General features: G+C 50.3%; 18 protein-coding genes. 6 read left to right on the top strand and 12 right to left on the bottom strand.

The features are described from left to right. The first annotated feature begins 62 nt into the window (after positions 1 to 62). Entirely contained in the window at positions 63 to 326 is a 264-nt protein-coding gene (locus QWY27_RS10510) for a DUF4212 domain-containing protein (RefSeq protein ID WP_290197457.1), read from the top strand. A gap of 1 nt (position 327) precedes the next feature. Further along, positions 328 to 2,457, top strand: coding sequence for a VC_2705 family sodium/solute symporter (locus QWY27_RS10505; RefSeq protein WP_290197456.1), 2,130 nt, complete (start codon positions 328 to 330; stop codon positions 2,455 to 2,457). A 71-nt stretch (positions 2,458 to 2,528) separates the two neighbouring features. Here QWY27_RS10505 and QWY27_RS10500 read toward each other — a convergent pair whose 3' ends face one another. Genes QWY27_RS10500 through QWY27_RS10460 form a run of 9 tightly spaced genes read right to left on the bottom strand, consistent with a single transcriptional unit; the run spans position 2,529 to position 9,956 of the window. Then, positions 2,529 to 2,957, bottom strand: a complete 429-nt coding sequence (locus tag QWY27_RS10500; RefSeq protein ID WP_290197455.1) for a nuclear transport factor 2 family protein — start codon at positions 2,955 to 2,957, stop codon at positions 2,529 to 2,531. 8 nt (positions 2,958 to 2,965) lie between these two features. Next, a complete protein-coding gene (locus QWY27_RS10495) occupies positions 2,966 to 3,745 on the bottom strand; it encodes an SDR family NAD(P)-dependent oxidoreductase (RefSeq protein ID WP_290197454.1) in 780 nt (259 codons plus the stop codon). Beyond that, positions 3,742 to 4,290: a DUF3833 domain-containing protein gene (locus QWY27_RS10490; RefSeq protein ID WP_290197453.1), complete on the bottom strand. Its 549-nt coding sequence runs from the start codon at positions 4,288 to 4,290 to the stop codon at positions 3,742 to 3,744. Before QWY27_RS10490 ends, QWY27_RS10495 begins: the two co-directional genes overlap by 4 nt. Then, positions 4,287 to 5,564, bottom strand: coding sequence for an MFS transporter (locus tag QWY27_RS10485; RefSeq protein ID WP_290197451.1), 1,278 nt, complete (start codon positions 5,562 to 5,564; stop codon positions 4,287 to 4,289). Before QWY27_RS10485 ends, QWY27_RS10490 begins: the two co-directional genes overlap by 4 nt. Beyond that, the gene (locus QWY27_RS10480) at positions 5,561 to 6,079 is read right to left on the bottom strand and encodes a chalcone isomerase family protein (RefSeq protein WP_290197449.1); all 519 of its coding nucleotides are present in this window, start codon (positions 6,077 to 6,079) and stop codon (positions 5,561 to 5,563) included. Before QWY27_RS10480 ends, QWY27_RS10485 begins: the two co-directional genes overlap by 4 nt. Then, the gene (locus QWY27_RS10475; RefSeq protein WP_290197447.1) at positions 6,055 to 7,287 is read right to left on the bottom strand and encodes an SAM-dependent methyltransferase; all 1,233 of its coding nucleotides are present in this window, start codon (positions 7,285 to 7,287) and stop codon (positions 6,055 to 6,057) included. Before QWY27_RS10475 ends, QWY27_RS10480 begins: the two co-directional genes overlap by 25 nt. After that, positions 7,284 to 8,087, bottom strand: a complete 804-nt coding sequence (locus QWY27_RS10470) for a DUF1365 domain-containing protein (RefSeq protein ID WP_290197445.1) — start codon at positions 8,085 to 8,087, stop codon at positions 7,284 to 7,286. Before QWY27_RS10470 ends, QWY27_RS10475 begins: the two co-directional genes overlap by 4 nt. Beyond that, the gene (locus QWY27_RS10465) at positions 8,080 to 9,372 is read right to left on the bottom strand and encodes an NAD(P)/FAD-dependent oxidoreductase (RefSeq protein ID WP_290197441.1); all 1,293 of its coding nucleotides are present in this window, start codon (positions 9,370 to 9,372) and stop codon (positions 8,080 to 8,082) included. The genes QWY27_RS10470 and QWY27_RS10465 overlap by 8 nt, the downstream gene beginning before the upstream one ends. Continuing rightward, the gene (locus QWY27_RS10460) at positions 9,369 to 9,956 is read right to left on the bottom strand and encodes a hypothetical protein (RefSeq protein WP_290197439.1); all 588 of its coding nucleotides are present in this window, start codon (positions 9,954 to 9,956) and stop codon (positions 9,369 to 9,371) included. The genes QWY27_RS10465 and QWY27_RS10460 overlap by 4 nt, the downstream gene beginning before the upstream one ends. Positions 9,957 to 10,074: 118 nt before the next feature. Here QWY27_RS10460 and QWY27_RS10455 point away from each other — a divergent pair, with 118 nt between their 5' ends. The 3 genes from QWY27_RS10455 to QWY27_RS10445 all read left to right on the top strand — a co-directional run bounded on the left by QWY27_RS10455 (position 10,075) and on the right by QWY27_RS10445 (position 12,032). After that, positions 10,075 to 10,707 carry a TetR/AcrR family transcriptional regulator gene (locus QWY27_RS10455; RefSeq protein ID WP_290197437.1) on the top strand — a complete coding sequence of 211 codons (633 nt, stop codon included), beginning with the start codon at positions 10,075 to 10,077 and terminating at the stop codon, positions 10,705 to 10,707. Between the two features lie 61 nt (positions 10,708 to 10,768). Then, complete coding sequence (locus QWY27_RS10450) at positions 10,769 to 11,683, top strand: recombination-associated protein RdgC (RefSeq protein WP_290197434.1); 915 nt, start codon at positions 10,769 to 10,771, stop codon at positions 11,681 to 11,683. A gap of 28 nt (positions 11,684 to 11,711) precedes the next feature. Beyond that, positions 11,712 to 12,032: a hypothetical protein gene (locus QWY27_RS10445; RefSeq protein WP_290197433.1), complete on the top strand. Its 321-nt coding sequence runs from the start codon at positions 11,712 to 11,714 to the stop codon at positions 12,030 to 12,032. Here the strand turns inward: QWY27_RS10445 and QWY27_RS10440 are convergent. The 3 genes from QWY27_RS10440 to pyk all read right to left on the bottom strand — a co-directional run bounded on the left by QWY27_RS10440 (position 12,029) and on the right by pyk (position 16,000). Next, positions 12,029 to 13,378, bottom strand: a complete 1,350-nt coding sequence (locus QWY27_RS10440) for an APC family permease (protein WP_290197431.1) — start codon at positions 13,376 to 13,378, stop codon at positions 12,029 to 12,031. The genes QWY27_RS10445 and QWY27_RS10440 overlap by 4 nt on opposite strands. A gap of 125 nt (positions 13,379 to 13,503) precedes the next feature. Then, a complete protein-coding gene (locus QWY27_RS10435; protein WP_290197429.1) occupies positions 13,504 to 14,361 on the bottom strand; it encodes an SAM-dependent methyltransferase in 858 nt (285 codons plus the stop codon). 187 nt (positions 14,362 to 14,548) lie between these two features. Beyond that, on the bottom strand, positions 14,549 to 16,000 hold the full coding sequence (pyk, locus tag QWY27_RS10430; RefSeq protein ID WP_290197427.1) for a pyruvate kinase: 1,452 nt from the start codon (positions 15,998 to 16,000) through the stop codon (positions 14,549 to 14,551). A gap of 151 nt (positions 16,001 to 16,151) precedes the next feature. On the opposite strand from pyk, the gene QWY27_RS10425 reads away from it, so the two are divergent. Beyond that, positions 16,152 to 17,411, top strand: coding sequence for a Zn-dependent hydrolase (locus QWY27_RS10425; RefSeq protein ID WP_290197425.1), 1,260 nt, complete (start codon positions 16,152 to 16,154; stop codon positions 17,409 to 17,411). Positions 17,412 to 17,534: the final 123 nt, after the last annotated feature.

Genomic DNA, 17,534 nt, shown 5'->3' with positions numbered 1-17,534 from the left:
TTTTTGTTTCAAATGAATCGAACCGGGGCAACCTGGCCTGATAACGATGAGGAGACTTAACCGTGCAACTGACTGAAAAACATCGGGTGTACTGGCAAAAAAACCTACGCATCACTTCGCTTCTGTTGCTGATCTGGTTTGTTGTCACATTTGTGGTGAGCTATTTCGCTCGGGAATTGAGTTTCACCTTTTTTGGGTGGCCCTTCAGTTTCTGGATGGGGGCGCAAGGCTCTCTGGTGGTGTATTGCCTGATCATCGGCTTCTACGCCCATTACATGAACAAGCTTGACGAAGAATGTGGCGTCAGCGAAGAGGAGGAGGAATAACATGGCCGGCATGACTCCAGACGAAGGCGGCCTGTTCGCCTCTAACACTACGAACGCGCAGTTTAAAAAATCTCTCAACAAGGTCTACACTTGGTATACCGGCGGTTTTGCCGTTTTTGTGATTCTGTTAGCCATTGCTGAGCAAATGGGCCTGACGCGCGCTTGGATCGGTTATATCTTCCTGGCTGCAACAGTCGCGTTATACGCTGGCATCGGTATTATGAGCCGCACAAACGATGCTGCAGAGTATTACGTTGCCGGACGACGTGTTCCTGCGTTGTACAACGGTATGGCAACGGGCGCAGACTGGATGTCGGCTGCATCGTTTATCGGTATGGCTGGTACTTTGTACCTGACAGGCTATAGCGGACTGGCCTTCATTATGGGTTGGACAGGCGGCTACTGCTTGGTGGCTCTCTTTCTTGCTCCCTATCTTCGCAAGTTCGGTCAGTTCACCATTCCAGACTTTCTTGGTGAGCGCTATGACGGTAATTTACCGCGTCTACTCGGCATCATTGCCGCGATTCTTTGCTCATTCACTTATGTGGTGGCACAAATCTACGGTGTGGGTCTGATCACGACACGTCTTTCAGGTGTGCCTTTTGAGATTGGTATCTTTTTGGGTCTGGGCGGGATTTTGGTGTGTTCTTTCCTGGGTGGTATGCGCGCGGTCACATGGACGCAGGTTGCTCAGTACATCATCCTGATCGTTGCTTACATGATTCCAGTCGTTTGGCTCTCAGTTAAGCAAACAGGCGTCCCTGTTCCACAGGCTATCTACGGTTATCAACTTGAAAAAGTGACCGCCAAAGAAGCCGAGTTGCTCAAGGACCCGAAAGAGCTTGAGGTGATTGCCATCTTCAAAAAACGCGCTGAAGAAGCGGAAGCCAAACTCAAGAATATCCCAGCCGCTATGGCTGCGGAAAAAGCTGCCGCTGAAAAGCGCGTTGCTGACTTGAAGGCCGCTAACGCACCTAAAGCCGAGCAAGATGCAGCGATTAAGGCATTGGCAGCTGTGCCAACGACTGAGGCCGCAGCACAAAAACTGTGGACTCAAGAACGTGCAGCGAACAACGCACGCGCAGTTCCCTTGGCAGGTATGCCACGCCATGCTCAGCAATTTGCAGGGGATCCTAACGGCACAGATGCTCAAAAGGTCGCCTACGACACCTCGCGTCGTAACTTCCTGGCATTGATTTTCTGCTTGATGGTCGGTACGGCCGCGCTTCCTCATATTCTGATGCGCTACTACACTACTCCCTCAGTCAAGCAGGCGCGTGAGTCGGTCACGTGGTCTCTGTTTTTCATCTTCCTGCTTTATTTCACCGCACCTGCTCTCGCAGTATTGGTGAAATATGAGGTCTTCCATGTCTTGGTGGGTACGCCTTTCGATAAACTGCCGGGGTGGATCGCCCAATGGACCACTGTCGACCCATCTCTGCTGTCTGTCGTTGATATCAATAAAGACGGCATCCTGCAGCTAGGGGAGATGCGTATCGGTGGCGACATCGTTGTGTTGGCCACACCAGAGATTGGTGGCTTGCCTTATGTGATTTCAGGCATGGTTGCAGCCGGTGGTTTGGCTGCTGCACTCTCAACAGCGGATGGTTTGTTGTTAACGATTGCTAACGCCCTGTCTCACGACCTGTACTTCAAGATGATCAACCCCAACGCTCCGACAGCTCGCCGAGTGTTGATTTCGAAAATCTTGTTATTGCTTGTTGCCTTGGCGGCTGCCTATGTTGCGGCACAAAAACCGGCTGATATCTTATTCCTTGTATCTGCCGCGTTCTCGTTCGCTGCAGCAGCATTCTTCCCGGCCCTGACCTTGGGGATTTTCTGGAAGCGTGCGAACAAGTATGGCGCTGTCGTCGGTATGATCGGTGGCCTTGGTATCACCTTCTATTACATGGTGACAACACAACCTTGGTTGCGTAGCGTATTTGGCGTGACCTCACCTGTCGAGCTCTGGTACGGTATTTTGCCAATCTCCGCCGGTATCTTTGGTGTTCCAGTCGGTTTCGCTTTGATCATCATCGTGAGCCTGCTGACACCAGAACCACGCAAAGACATTCAAGATCTTGTGGATCATGTGCGCTATCCCACACTGCGTGGTGATGCAGCACGCTAAAAATAAAACGTTCCCCGCCGTCTGAGACTGCTGCGCTCAAACGGCTTTTAAGCCCCTTCGGGGGCTTTTTTTTATTTAAGCGTAAGTGATATCTTGCGTCTCAATACACGCAAGAGACTCCCTAGAAGAGGGATTTTCTCGTAGATCTGCTGGGCGGCATCCCAATAATCGCGATGCAAAATAATACGTCCATGGTCATCGAGCTCAAACTGCGTACAGCCTGAAATGCTCATGGCCTCATCATTGCGCAGGAAATGAAAATCCCACGTCATAAAAGCTCTCCTGGCATCTGCGACGATCGTCGTCACCACAAATTTTGGCTGCTCTAGCGTATCAAACATATGTTGATAGACTGCCCGGACAGACTCGAGACCGCTCAGCGTATTGAACGGATCGATAAAGATCGCTTCCGCCGCATACACCTCACCTACTTTATCGAGGGATTCGGGAGATAGCGTTTCAAACCATCGGGCGATTTCAGAAAAGCGCGGAGTCGACATCTGGCCACTCAAAGATTGGTGATTTTATGTAGCAAAGGAAAGCGTAAGCGATCAGGTAAAAAGCTCAGCCATCGCAAGGCACCTGCAAAGCCACGAGGAAAGCGAATTTCAAAATCACCACGTTCAAAGCCCGCCATAATTGATTTAGCCGCATCGACCGGCTTCATCAAGCCGGGCATATCAAAATCATTCACAGCTGTCATAGGGGTTTCAACAAACCCCGGATTGACCAAGTAAACGGATAAACCCTTGGGCTGCAGTTCAAAGTAAAGTGTTTGGGCCATGTTATTGAGCGCTGCCTTGGTCGCGCCATAAATCACGGCCTTGGGGAGTCCTGTATAGGCTGAGATACTTGCAATGACAGCCAAACCACCCTCACCTCGTTTTAAAAAATACGGAACCAATACAGACACGCCGCTGTAGACGCCAACCACGTTCAAATCGTAACTTTTTTGCACGTGTTCAAGATCGAGCTCCCAACTATGGGTGGGATCATAACGTGCTGCGCCAAGTACAACCAGGTCTATGTGACCCATCAAAGATAATGTTCTTTCAAATGCGTCTTGCCACGCAAGCTTGTCACCCGCATCAAAGGCCACAACGTGGGCGTTTCCATGGTGCGCAGCAATCGTCTGCAGGAGATCTTGCCGACGTGCGGACAACGTGACCCATGCGCCAGCATCGAGTAAAGCCTTGGCAAGTGCAGCCCCTATGCCACTAGAGGCTCCAACAACCCAGACTCGTTTACCTGTCCAATTTTTAATTGGCGCATTGAGCGGTCGCATCATGAAGGACTACCGGGTGCACGCTTGCGGAAAAACAATGTCACCTCGCCAAGATCGATTCCAAACTTGGACATCGTGGAGCGATTCATCATGGAATGCTCATCCATCTGCCACATCCAATCATCAAAATTGACCAAATACTCCTTGCCATCTACCGGCAAGCGCAGCACATAGGTCCAGTGCAACGCATTACCCGATACACGCCCTGTGGCAACTCCCACCACATCATCAGCAGTTCCTTGCCAGCTTCCGTCAGCCTGACGCTTCAATGTCCAGACCCTACGCTGCTTTTCGCCATCAGCATAGGTAAAACGCTCATCAAGTATGCCTTCATCAGGACTCTTCCATTCAGTCAGGATTTCCACGTGAAAGCGACGTGCGACCTCTCCATTACGTTTTTGGAAAATCCCCCATGCATCAATCGTGCCAGTAAAAAAACTCGACAGCTCAAGTTTGGGTGTTTCTTTGGCGTAATGGTCAACATCCACACTGCCACACGCCGTCATCAGCGCAGTGGTCGCTGAGGCTATCAAGGCTTTGAGTTTCACTTTAATGACTCCTTGCGGGCAAAAACCCGCGATGACGAATGTCCATCGAACTGAGGCAACAGCACCAGGATGGCGATGCCTTTAAAGACGATGGGTAAAAAAACATAAAGCGCAGTCAAGGCAGCGGTGGTTTGGTACTGACCGGGAACATAACCAAAGAGTTTAAGACTGGGTAAAGCAAGACCCGCAGCAAGCGCGAGCGCAAATTTGCTGATCAAGACCCAGATTCCAAAATACAGTCCAGTGCTTTTACGATTCTGTTCTGGGATGGCATCGGCAAGCATCGCTGGAGGCAAGGCAACGTCAGCACCCAGCGCAGTCCCCGCAAGAAGGCATATCAAACCATAGGCGATGACATCTCCCCCTGCAACCCAACCTGAACAAAGTAGAGCCGCTGCGGCGAACACACTCCCAAACATCCATGCCCGGGTTTTACCAATCCGATCCGACACCGCCACCCATAGAGGAAGTGTCAGCATCCCTGCAAGAAAATAAATACCAAGAAACATTCCCGCGTACTGAGGCGCTTGCACAACATCATCGATGAAAAATAAAACAAGCGTAGCGGGTATCGCAACGGATATCGCATTGAAAAGATAAAACCACATCACCCTTCGAACCGCGAGAGGCTTGAGAGCCTCGCGCCAACCATCCAAACTACTCACGACAGGCACAAGAGGCGATGGTGCCCAACGCAGCGTTGAGAACAACCCGAAAAATAAAATGATGACAAAGATCCAAGCGAACCATTGATAGCCCTGCCTGGGTCCCCATTCAGCGACCCAGAAAGTTGGCAAAATAGACGCCAATACCACTCCGATCAGCCCGAACGCTTCTCTCCAGGCCGTCACGCGCGAGCGCAGGCTGATGTCGTCAGTCAGTCTGGCGCCCCAGGTCAAATAGCAAATACTCAACAAACTATGCGCAAAATAAACGAGTAATAAGGATAGCGTTAACCACACAAGCAATCCCGTTTTAGACCATTCAGGAGGAGAAAAAAGCAGCACAAAGCCCACGGCAAGTAGGAGTGCTGAAATGATCATCAGCAGCAACCAACCTTTACGTTTGCGTTGAAACACATCCACAACCCTTCCAAGGAAAGGATCCTGCACGGTATCAAACATACGCGTCAAAAAGAGCACTGCGCCAAGTGCCGCAAGGTCCAGTCCCAAGCCATCACCATAAAACTTGGGGGAGATCATATAGATAGGCAACATTGCCATGGCGAGGGGCAAGCCCAACGCTGCATAGGCAACGAGTCCTTGCACTTTCACTGCGTCACTCCCAACAGCGCCTGACGTAGGCCGGGATCACTGGTTCGGGGGTCCAGCCAAATAGCAAAAAACATCCGAGCCAAGGCGTCGTCGACTTTGCCGATTTCGCGGTCTTGTTGGTAAAACGTGGCACCTTCCCCGGGACGATAGACACCTGTCAGTGTGACGCCTTTGGAAACGCTTGGTAGAACCTTGGAGAGTGCAGGCCCCCAATCAGGTCGTTCATCGATCGGTGCGCCAAGCTTGCGCATCTCGTCAAGAGACGCCTGAACCAAACGATCACCTGCAATCGTACGCTCATAGGTCAAGGACAAAGCATAGGGTTTGTTTGGATCAAAACGTCCGCCGGGGGCATAGAGTGTCGCTTCATAGATGGACCAACCAAAGCGCTTGAACACGCCTTGACCGACCTGTTGTGCGCCAGGCAATAAGCTTGTGAAAAAAGGGGTCGCATGCGCGATGGCAACAGTACATGCGAACAAGAGAGCGATCAGGAGTTTGCGCATAGTGTCCATTGTTTGACATCCGTTCGAGATTGCCTGAAACCCACTTCGCAATAGGCAAGATACATTCTCCAAATACGGATAAATGCCTCGTCATAACCTTGCTCGCGGATCTGTTGGAGAGAAGCTTCAAAGCGTTGAGCCCAACGTTTAAGAGTCTCGGCATAGTCCTGACCAAACGACAGGATCTCCAGCACGCGCAGACCGGATGACTCACTCTCCTTTTTAAAGCGTGAGGGACTCGGTAACATGCCGCCTGGGAAAATGTATTGCTGAATAAAATCCGTCCCACGACGATATGCGTCAAAATGGTCCTCAGCGATATCGATGGTTTGCACCACCACCCGCCCTGTTGGCTTTAAGCATCGGGCCAGCATTTGAAAATAACCTGGCCAGTGCAACAAACCTACTGCCTCGAACATTTCAATGGAAACGATATGATCGAACTGCTCATGAACGTCACGATAGTCCTGTAGCCGCAGACTGACTCGATCACTCAAGCCCGCATCATGCATGCGCTGATTCGCCCATTCGAGTTGCGCATCTGACAAGGTGATACCCACCACCTTCAAACCTCGACGCGCTGCACGCTCCGCGAACCCTCCCCAGCCACAGCCGACTTCAAGAATAGTCTGTCCTGCCTGAGCTTGAATTTGATCGAGAATACGATCATATTTTGCCTCTTGGGCACGTTCGAGCTCTTGAGACAAATCGCCTTGGAATAGTGCCGAAGAATACGTCATCGACGGGTCAAGCCACAGACGATAAAAATTATTACCCACGTCATAATGACTCAAAATGTTTCGCCGACTGCCTGCTCGACTATTGTCTTTGAGAACCCAGTGCGACAAACGCTTAAGCAGCAAGGCCCACCAGTGTCCATTGACGGCCTCAGATATCTGATCATTGCGGATCGCCAGAGTAAATAAAGCGACCAGATCAGGAGAGTCCACCCAACCTCGACGCAAACTTTCGGCAAAACCAACATCACCTTGGCGCAAAATCAAACTCGCTGCCCGCCAGTCGCAAATCTTGAGCTCTGCATGGTCGACCAAACGCTCTGGATCAGAAGCATTTTGTCCCAACATCATCTCGATACCGGCTGGGTCAATCAGCTTAAGTGAGCCATGAGAAATACGGCTCAATAAGTTCACAAGAAGCTTGCCGGCCCATGGTGTCTTGACTAGGGAACCCGTCAAACGCTCTTCATTCACACTCATGAGGAAACCTTTCCATTGTTAGTGACTTCTTCCTTAGGTAAAGGAGGAACCGGATGGTACTTTGCGCCTTGTCGCCAAAGTTTGAATGCTTGCCAATGAATGCGCGCCATCACGCCAAACGTCATCATTGGCATAGAGAGAAGGCTCGACAAGAGTCCTCTTGTTGTATATCTCTGTAACTGAACAACGATCGCGGTTTTTAGCAAAGGCTCAGTCAGTCCAGGTTCATCAAAATAGTCAATTGCCATACGCTCTTGTGACCCATGACCGCTCATCTTGAAGCGGTAAAGTCCTTCTACATCGCAAAAAGGCGAAACATGGAAAACCTTCGTGCACTCCAGCGTCACACCTTCTTCGATCACACCGAAGCCGGGAGCAGTCAAGACATATTGATGCCGCTGTCCAAAGGTGTTGTTTACCTCTGCCAAGAGCACGCGAAGCGAACCCTGTCGATCGTGGACAAACCAAAAACTGACCGGATTAAAAACGTATCCGAATACGCGAGGAAAACATTGCAACCAGACGCTTCCAATCTCAACCGAGACTTGAGAGGACTGCATGGTATTTGACAGCCATTCCATTAAATCCGAACCGTCTCGCGCTCCATGGTCACGGCTCTGAAAACTCACAATCCGTTTTTTATCAATGCCAAACAACCAGCTATTAAAATGGTTTAAACGACTGAACTGATCGATCCGCAGGCGCAAACAGAACACACGGTATACAAACCGATGCACGAAAGGTCTCAAACGCGCATGCATCACGCGTCCACGACAAATTTCGAGTAATTCATCACGCATAGACTGGTACCCAGGGAATGTCTACATGGAAGTCTCTCACCACTCGTAACGCAGACTTTAATCCATCCTCATGAAAGCCGTAACCAGACCATGCACCGCAAAACCAAGCGCGATTGAGTCCTTGAATATTGGGCAAAAGACCTTGGGCACGCTCTGCCTGAAGATTCATCACGGGATGTTCATAGTCAAACGTGCGCAGTACCAAGTCTGGATTGGGTTCTTGGTTGGGATTAAGTGTCACGATCACTGGTGACTGAAAAGGCAAAGGTTGCAATTGATTCAATAAATAGCTCACCGCAACAGGACGCTGCTCGCCCTCACCCGGCGAAGACATGTAGTTCCAAGCTGACCAAACTTTTTTACGACGAGGTAGAAGCGCGATATCAAGATGCAGCACGGCTTTATTGGGCTGATAGCGAAAACCTTGCAAGACCTCTCTTTCAGCTTCGTTTACATCGAGCAAGGCAAGCGCTGTGGGGGCATGACAGGCAAATATCACCGCATCAAAATGCTCGACACCTTGTGCCGAGCGGACAATCACTTGATCGTTTTCTCTTTGTACGCGATGGACTGGACAATTAACGCGCGCATCGCTGATTTGGGCGACCATGGCTTTGACGTACTCACGCGAACCACCAACGACTGTTTTCCACTGCGGCCTGTTTTCAATCTGCAAGAGTCGGTGATTCAGGCAAAAAGCCAAAAATGTCGCGGCAGGGAAACCAAGAATATCCTTGACGGACGAAGACCAGATCGCGGCGGCCATTGGTAATAAATACCAGTCGCGCATGGCTTGACCAAAACGCTCACGATCAAGCAACTCGCCCAGCGTCACAGCTTGATCCCGGCACATATCAAGATAATGTTGAGCATTGCGATTGAATCGCAAAATATCGCGCAGCATCAATAAAAACTTTGGTTTGAAAATATTGCTGCGTTGTGCAAACACAGTTCCAAGATTGGAGCCAGCCCATTCAATATCGGGCTCCTGAATAGATACCCCGAAAGACATATCACTTGAGTGAACGGGAATATTGAGATGGGCAAACAACTGAATCAGATTGGGATAAGTTAAATCGTTATGAACTAAAAAACCCGTATCGACCGGGTGCGTCATGCCTTCAATTGAAACATCCACTGTATTGGAATGCCCGCCAAAATAGGCACCCGACTCGAATAAGGTTACCCGCGAGTGATCCCTAAGCAACCAAGCCGCAGCAAGACCCGAAATACCGGCACCGATCACAGCAATACGACTATTGCGAGGGATCATCTGATCACTCATGACAATACCTTTTTCGCGTTGACGTCTTCAACAGCAAGATTTGGAGAAGCGGTCCGTTCGATACCGTGCGAGGGACCAAGCAAAGCTGTACGCAGTTGCGGACTGCGTGTGCGAGCATCCAACCAGATCGCACTAAACATCCGCACAAAATCGGGATCCTCAATCTTGCCTAAAGATTGTGTTGCCGAAAAAAACTGAACACACAAGCCTGGCACAAACCAACCCAGCAAACGATCTCCAAGAGACACATCCGGAATCATTGTCGTCAGTTGGTCAGACCATGACTTTTTTTGCATATCAGTTAGCGGGAACAATCTTGCAATCTCGTCCATGGAGGTCGACACGATCTGCTGTCCAGATAAAGACCGCAGGTAGTGAAGATCTAAAAGGTAAGGCTCCCTGTCATCAAACAGCCCAGTAGCCGTAAGCAGACGCGCACGATAGAACCGGAAGACACTCCAAGTGAAAACACCCTCACCGCACACCCGCCAAGTGTCATGGCAAAGCACGCTAAAAGCTTCAGGCAAGTCGATAGCATCAGGCGTACGCCTAAAGGTATCGTCAACTTTATTGGTTAAGGGCATAATTTGACGCGAGTGACTCAAAAGTAACTATTACGGGATATTTTCAACATATTAGTATATTTTGCGACCGAATAGTAATATTATGAACCATTCAGACAAAATTCAACTGACGCCACCAATGTCCGCCAATCCCCAAACCATACGCAGCAATAAACTTTCGTTTAAACAGCAGCAATTGAAATTCCGTGAAAACGCGATTTTGGATGCTGTCAATAAACTATTGGCGCAAAAAGGCTTCGACCTGATGACGATGGACGAGGTCGCCGCCGATGTGGGAATCGCCAAAGCGAGCTTGTACAAGCATTTTGAGTCAAAAGAGTCATTGGCTGCGGCCTCCATGACCCGTTTGCTTGAAGACACCATACAAGTCGCCATGGCCATCCCTGCCAAAACGTCCCCCCTGGACAAGCTCAAGGCACTGGTGCGTTGGGCCATCAAACTGCATCTGGATGGAACAATGCCGTTGTTACCCTCCACGCGCTCAAGTATTCAACAAGCGCTCTTGAATCATCCGCCCTACATGGCCAAGCTCAGTGAACTCACCGAGCTACTTGGCGAATGGATCGGAGAGGCACAAGAAAAAGGCAGCTTATCGCCCTCCCTACCAGGCGAAGTCATTCTCTACACAATTTTTGCTCGAACATGTGACCCCGTTGCGGACTTCCTCAAAATGGGTGGTGCTTTTTCAGATGAAGATATTGTTGACTTACTGATTCACACCACTTTTGAAGGTATGACTGGGCGCGTATAAACATGCAGCAAATTTGTCATACCGACTTCAGCTAGAATCCTTACCTTTGGCAAGGTAAGTTATGTGGTTTAAAAATCTCAAGCTGTTTCGTCTTTCAAATACATGGAATTGGACCGCAGAACAGCTCGATGCCTTACTGGCTAAAGAGCAATTCACCTCTCCGGGTGCAGCAACGCCCACTGCTTCGGGCTGGACGCAACCAAGGGAGGACGATGTTCGTTTGGCTTACAGTGTTGATCGGCAAATTCTATGCGCCTTTCGTTCGGAAAAGAAACTTCTTCCCGCCTCGGTGATCAACCAATTCGTCAAACAACGGGCGATTGAACTTGAAGAGCAGCAAGGGTTTAAACCCGGCCGCAAACAGCTCAGAGACCTCAAAGAAGAAGTCACCAACGCGCTCATCCCTCGTGCATTTAGCTTGACACGTGATACACGCGTATGGATTGACCCAGTCAATCACTGGCTCGTGATTGATACAGCTTCAGCGTCCAAGGCCGAGGAAATCCTCTCTGCTTTGGGTAAAGCCATCTACCCTTTTCCAGTCGAACCTATTCAGGTAACGCTCAGCCCCGCCGCCGCCATGACTCAATGGATAACGAGTGGTCAGGCTCCTGCCAACTTCAGCATTGACCAAGATGCTGAATTGCGAGCAGGCGGCGACAAGGCTGCAGCGATTCGCTATGTCAAACATACACTAGACATTACCGATATCGAAAAACACATTCAAGCCGGCAAGCAATGTACGCGACTCGCTCTCACGTGGCATGACAAAGTGTCATTTGTTCTCACTGAATCACTCGATATCAAGCGGATTGCACCGCAAGACATTCTGGATGGGAACGAACAACTCGCTCCAGCGAATGATGCGGAAAAATTTGACGGCGAATTCACACTGATGTGTGCCGAACTGAATCATCTTTTATCTGGATTGCTCGAGGCACTTGAAGAAAAGACTTTCGCGAGTCAGACAAGCTAAACAATCAGTGGCACTTCACGGGGAAGATATGGATTTGATGATTCAAAGCACACTTGCAGAAAATGTTGAAAGCGGAGTCTTACTCGACGTGTCCGCAGATGACTTGGCCATTCGCGCCTACGTCGTGATTTCCCCAATCGATCTGACAGTTGTTGAAAAACTCGTCCCCGGAACTGTCTTTGAGAGCGGCGTACAAGTTCACGTTGCTGGCATACAAGCCGGAATGGATATCCCGGAAGAAGTTATCCAAATTCTAGAAAACATGTCTCCCGAGGATGTCGTCGTCTTTTTGTGTGAAGATACCTTGCTGTACGGAGAGACGCTCTCCGTACTCGGTATCAAGCACTAGCGATTCACGCCCTTCACTCCACGCGTAAACAACAGCGCCACCACACCAATCGCCATCACCACTAAGGAGATGTGGACAGCGCCTTTGCTCGCTGCATAAGTAATGCTCGAATACGTTAAGTACCCACACGTCAACACAAATAAAATCGGTGTAAGGGGATAGAGAGGCACCTTGAAGGGACGATCAGCCTTGGGATCCCTTACCCGCAAGACAAAAACTGAAATACCGACCAAAAACAAGAAGAACCAGAAAACCGGGGCCGTGAATTCAACCATGACACCAAAGCCATCCGTCTGCCAGACGCCAAAGATCACGAGTGCCAAACTGATCACGGATTGCACCATATACCCACGGATTGGAGAGCCTCTGCCGCCCTCCCAGTGTCCCATGAAACGAAGTGCCGGCCAGTCACGACCCAGCGCGTAATTCGTTCTTGCTCCAACAATCATGGTCGCATTGATACTGGTCAACGCCGCTATCGCAACAAATACACCGAGGGTTCGCTCTCCCCACGGACCGAAGGCCTTACCCATCAAGTCTGCTGCAACAGCGCTGCTCTTGGAAAGCCCTTCGAGACCGAGGCCAGCAAGCAATGCGATATTTACAAGTAAATAAATCAACGTCAATATCAAAATACTGATCAAAATCACCGGCACAATCGCCCGACGTCCTCCTTTGACCTCTGCGGAGATGTAAGCAGCCTCATTCCATCCGCCATACGTCAACAGCACGAAGACCATGGCGAGGCCAAACATTCCAAGACTGGGTGTCGATGAAAAGAATGCAGGCGAAGCCGGCGCATCGCTGGAAATATAAAAGCCCGCGATCGCAACCAGTATCAAACCGGTCACCTCGATCAAGGTCAGCAGAGTCTGCACCCAGGAGGATGCTGAAATACCGATCAAGTTAATAAGTGTTAGCGCAACAACTACACCAATCGCCCAGATTGCTGAAGAATACGGGCCCAGATTGATAGCCTTGGTCATGTAGTCGCCAAAGACAAATGCAAGCAAAGCAATCGAGCCTGTGTTGATGACGGTTGCCTTTGCCCAGGCATAGAGAAAAGAAATGTCCTTGCCAAATGCACGTGCCAGAAAATGGTAGTCACCACCCGCATGAGGATAAGTTGTTGCGAGCTCTGCATAACAAAGCGCACCTGCCAAAGAAATCACACCACCGAGCAACCAGGCTACCAATAACCAACCTGCATCGCCTGTGACGCCTGCAACCATAGAGGGTGTTTTAAAAATACCGGCTCCGATGACAATGCCCACAATAATCGCGATCGCACTAAAAGCAGTCAATCTTTTTGTTGGTTCATTCACTATCGATGTTGGCTGAGTCATAAAGGCATGCAGATGGGTGTGTTTGGTTTGGAATCATGCGCACTCACGCCGCAACCTGTGCTGACAGCACGGATTGCGGCGTGGTGACAAATCAAAGGGACTTTAAACAGTTTAAACAGGATTGCTTAGTTACGCGTACCTGTGACTTCGTAGAGAGGAGAGTTTTCGACAACGTTACCCGCGAAGGTATTTCCTTTGAGCGTGACGTCGACAATTCTAGATTGGCCGCCCTGGTCTACAAAGCTGAACTTCAGGCGATTTCCAACCAAGGTGGGCCCAAGAATAGGTTGTGATTTGCCGTCGATGGATAAAGTACCCCCGACACGCTGATAACGCTGTGCGATATCGAGCGTGGCCGACTTGCTTCCCTCGATTCCTTTGATTGTCCACTTACCCGCTGCATTTCCGGGAACAACCCAGTAGTAGCCTTGGGTGTAACCATTACCGATCAATGCATCTGGCTCCCAGTCACCCATGTGGAAGGAGTTGGTGACTACGCGCGTGCCTGGAGCCATTTTCAAGATCGTCGGACGAAGCTTGAGGTTCAAATCTGGCAAGAGATACATCGTGAGAACGTTTGCTTTGGAAAAGTCCTCGACAAAAATATCACCATTGATGATTTTGACTTTGTCCGAAACACCGGCTCGGGCGGCATTACGTGTCGCCAGATCAGCCATGTCTTTGTTGTACTCAATACCCACAGCGGTCGCGCCGAAATTTTTAGCCGCAGCAATCGCGATTTTTCCATCACCTGAGCCGAGGTCATACACCAAATCACCGGGTTTAACGTCAGCCATTTTGAGCATTGCTTCGGCAACGGCGTCATTGGTTGGCACCCAAATCACATCCTTGCCGCTTTGTCCGACAGATGGCTTGTATTTTTCATCGCCGATTTTGGGGGAGTCTGTACCTTGAGCAAAAGAGGTTGCAACAGACATACTTGCAACGAGCGTTGCTGCCGTTAAAGCCAAACGAAAACGCATAAAAAACCTCTTAGTTAGATTGATAGAGCGTAAGTATGAAATTTTTAGCATTGAAACTAGTTTAGTGCCTGTACCGATAAGGAATAGCGTATATTTTTCAAAAAGCGTAGCATTCAGCCGCAAAAATTCCTAGTGTGGATGCCCCTACACCTTTCGTCTGGAGCCCTCTTGCCTAGAAGTGAAATGCTTAGGAAACATCCGGCTCTTCACCGATCCAGGAAATACGCAGGAGGTTCGTTGAACCCGGCACCCCGAATGGCGTGCCGGCGATAATCAGCAATGCCTGCCCGGGAATACCAAATCCGTTTTTCTTGGCCGCCTGCGTAGCATGCATCACAATCTCCTCTGTGCTGTCGACATCGGCAGCCTGAATAGAATGCACGCCCCAAACCAGCGATAAGCGGCGTGCAGCCGCTGCAACTGGCGTCATGCTTAGAATGGGTGCACGGGGACGCTCGTGCGCCACACGCAACGTGGTCGCCCCCGAAGAGGTATAGGCGACCGTTGCAGCCACGGGCAAAGTCTCAGCTACAGTGCGAATCGCAGCGGAAATAGCATCCCGCGCATCATTTTTCCGTCTGGAGTGCACGGCATCCATCGTGACGCGTTGCAAAGGATCGCGCTCGGTGCTGAGCAAAATCCTGTCCATCATGGTCACAGCCTCGATAGGATAGGCACCTGATGCAGACTCAGCAGATAACATCACAGCATCCACACCATCATAGACGGCGGTTGCCACATCGCTGACCTCGGCGCGGGTCGGAACAGGTGAGGTAATCATCGATTCAAGCATTTGCGTCGCGACAATGACAGGCTTGCCGGCCTCGCGGCAAGCACGCACAATGCGTTTTTGCAAAACCGGTACCTCTTCCGGTGGTAACTCCACACCCAAGTCGCCACGCGCGACCATCACCCCATCGGAGTTCGCCACAATCGCTTCCAGTGAGTCGATGGCCGAGGGTTTTTCAAGCTTAGCCATAATCCAGGCTCGATTTCCAACGATTTCACGCAACTCGATAATGTCTTCAGGACGCTGCACGAACGACAAAGCGATCCAGTCAACGCCGATACTCAAACCAAAATCGAGGTCTTCACGATCCTTGGTCGTCAACGCCGACATCGGCAAAATCGCCCCAGGCACGTTTACCCCTTTGCGATCCGAGATGACACCAGCATTCAATGCCTGAACATCGGCATATTCCGACGTACTCGCCAACACGCGCAAACGCACTTTGCCATCATCAATTAGCAAATCATCACCCGTGCGAATCGCAGCAAAGATCTCGGGGTGCAACAACGGGACACGATTCAGATCTCCGGGTGTAGGGTCTAAATCCAAACGGATTTTTTGACCGGCAGTCAAGGCCAATTTGCCGTCGACAATTTTCCCCAGACGCAGTTTTGGGCCTTGCAGATCCATCAAAATGCCGACCGGACGACCCACGTCAGCCTCGATCTGACGGATCGCGTCATAACGCAACTTGTGGTCAGCATGCGTACCGTGGCTGAAGTTCAGGCGAAAAACATCCACTCCAGCATCAAATAGCTGACGAATCATGGCAGGATCACTACTAGCCGGACCTAATGTGGCAACAATCTTTGTATTGCGGTGACGGTGCGAAATCGCATCAAGTTTCATCTTTAGACCTTATCTGATTTAAATACGCTCACGCATTGCGCGAACGCATGCCATCATTTAACCTAGATATCAGGTTAAGCGCAATAAAACTGTTTATGCTTAGAGTCGCTTTATTGCCACACGATTCACGAAACTTTCACGGAGTTCGATTATGTCTGTTACCGCCCTTGCCTCTCTGACTGATCTGCGCGTCAATGGAGAGCGTCTCTGGCAAGCCCTGATGGAGCTTGCAAAAATCGGTGCAACCAAAAAGGGAGGGGTTTGCCGGCTCGCGCTAACAGATCTGGATCGTCAAGGCCGTGACTATTTTGTCGCCCAAGCCAAAGCTGCAGGATGCTCTATCCGGATTGATGCCGTTGGCAATATTTTTGCCCGTCGTGCCGGTCGCAATAACAGCTTGCCTGCAATCATGACTGGTAGCCATATCGACACTCAGCCTACTGGCGGTAAATTTGACGGAAACTATGGTGTGCTAGCTGGCATCGAAGTTCTCCACACCTTGAACGATGCAGGGATTGAGACTGAAGCACCATTGGAGGTTGTCGTCTGGACCAATGAGGAAGGCTCGCGCTTTGTCCCGGTGATGATGGGCTCGGGAGCCTTCATTGGAGAGTTCAAAACTGACTTTATCCTTGAACAAAAGGATCGCGATGGAATTTCCGTCGGGGAGGCGCTCAAATCGATCGGTTATCACGGCACAGATCAGATCGATCCCAAACATATCGGAGCGTATTTTGAGGCGCATATCGAGCAAGGCCCTGTTCTAGAAGCGCACGACACGACAATCGGTGTTGTGACGGGCGCCTTGGGACAGCGATGGTTCGATGTTGTCATTACTGGGTCCGAAGCGCATGCAGGCCCGACGCCGATGGCCTTGCGTCAAGATGCTCTACTTGCCGCCTCACACATGGTTCAGCTAGTCAATCAAACTGCACTGGATCATGCACCCAATGCGCGCGGAACCGTTGGCATGCTGGACAACTATCCCAATTCGCGTAACGTCATACCAGGCACAGTCAAAATGTCTGTCGATTTCCGTGCCGACAGTGATGAAATCCTCACCAAAATGGTGGAAAACCTGCATGCCAAAGCGCAGGAGATCGCCAAGAATGGCAAGGTCAAAATCAACATTACACAGGTGGTGTATTTCCCACCCCAAGCTTTCGCGAAAGAGCTAGTCAGCGCAGTGCGCAATGGTGCCCAAAAGATTGGCTTGTCAGAGATGAATGTCGTGAGCGGTGCTGGACATGATGCAGTCTATCTGGCTCGGGTGGCACCCACTGCTATGATTTTTGTTCCTTGTAAAGATGGAATCAGTCACAACGAGATCGAAGATGCTCGGCCAGAGCATCTTGAGGCAGGTTGTAATGTCTTGTTGCATGCAATGTTGGAGCGTGCTGGTGCCTCGTAAGCGTCTGGCGAACACATGTTGCCCCTGAGTCGGGGTTAAGTGAACATGTCTCCACTAAAAACAAGTGGAGAAGTGTTCACGATGGATCAGGCAGCCCCAATCCGATTGCGTACAAGACAACGC

The organism is Zwartia vadi (assembly GCF_030410375.1).
Lineage (GTDB): Bacteria > Pseudomonadota > Gammaproteobacteria > Burkholderiales > Burkholderiaceae_B > Zwartia > Zwartia vadi.
Note: the sequence above shows the minus strand (reverse complement) of the source record. Positions and strands in the feature narration are given on the sequence as shown.

What these genes read in the sequence shown, in the direction of transcription:
- QWY27_RS10505 (WP_290197456.1), top strand. Translation starts at nt 328, where the DNA reads ATGGCCGGCATGACTCCAGACGAAGGCGGCCTGTTCGCCTCTAACACT.
- QWY27_RS10500 (WP_290197455.1), bottom strand. Translation starts at nt 2,957, where the DNA reads ATGTCGACTCCGCGCTTTTCTGAAATCGCCCGATGGTTTGAAACGCTA.
- QWY27_RS10495 (WP_290197454.1), bottom strand. Translation starts at nt 3,745, where the DNA reads ATGATGCGACCGCTCAATGCGCCAATTAAAAATTGGACAGGTAAACGA.
- QWY27_RS10480 (WP_290197449.1), bottom strand. Translation starts at nt 6,079, where the DNA reads ATGGACACTATGCGCAAACTCCTGATCGCTCTCTTGTTCGCATGTACT.
- QWY27_RS10475 (WP_290197447.1), bottom strand. Translation starts at nt 7,287, where the DNA reads ATGAGTGTGAATGAAGAGCGTTTGACGGGTTCCCTAGTCAAGACACCA.
- QWY27_RS10470 (WP_290197445.1), bottom strand. Translation starts at nt 8,087, where the DNA reads ATGCGTGATGAATTACTCGAAATTTGTCGTGGACGCGTGATGCATGCG.
- QWY27_RS10465 (WP_290197441.1), bottom strand. Translation starts at nt 9,372, where the DNA reads ATGAGTGATCAGATGATCCCTCGCAATAGTCGTATTGCTGTGATCGGT.
- QWY27_RS10460 (WP_290197439.1), bottom strand. Translation starts at nt 9,956, where the DNA reads ATGCCCTTAACCAATAAAGTTGACGATACCTTTAGGCGTACGCCTGAT.
- QWY27_RS10455 (WP_290197437.1), top strand. Translation starts at nt 10,075, where the DNA reads ATGTCCGCCAATCCCCAAACCATACGCAGCAATAAACTTTCGTTTAAA.
- QWY27_RS10450 (WP_290197434.1), top strand. Translation starts at nt 10,769, where the DNA reads ATGTGGTTTAAAAATCTCAAGCTGTTTCGTCTTTCAAATACATGGAAT.
- QWY27_RS10445 (WP_290197433.1), top strand. Translation starts at nt 11,712, where the DNA reads ATGGATTTGATGATTCAAAGCACACTTGCAGAAAATGTTGAAAGCGGA.
- QWY27_RS10440 (WP_290197431.1), bottom strand. Translation starts at nt 13,378, where the DNA reads ATGACTCAGCCAACATCGATAGTGAATGAACCAACAAAAAGATTGACT.
- QWY27_RS10435 (WP_290197429.1), bottom strand. Translation starts at nt 14,361, where the DNA reads ATGCGTTTTCGTTTGGCTTTAACGGCAGCAACGCTCGTTGCAAGTATG.
- pyk (WP_290197427.1), bottom strand. Translation starts at nt 16,000, where the DNA reads ATGAAACTTGATGCGATTTCGCACCGTCACCGCAATACAAAGATTGTT.
- QWY27_RS10425 (WP_290197425.1), top strand. Translation starts at nt 16,152, where the DNA reads ATGTCTGTTACCGCCCTTGCCTCTCTGACTGATCTGCGCGTCAATGGA.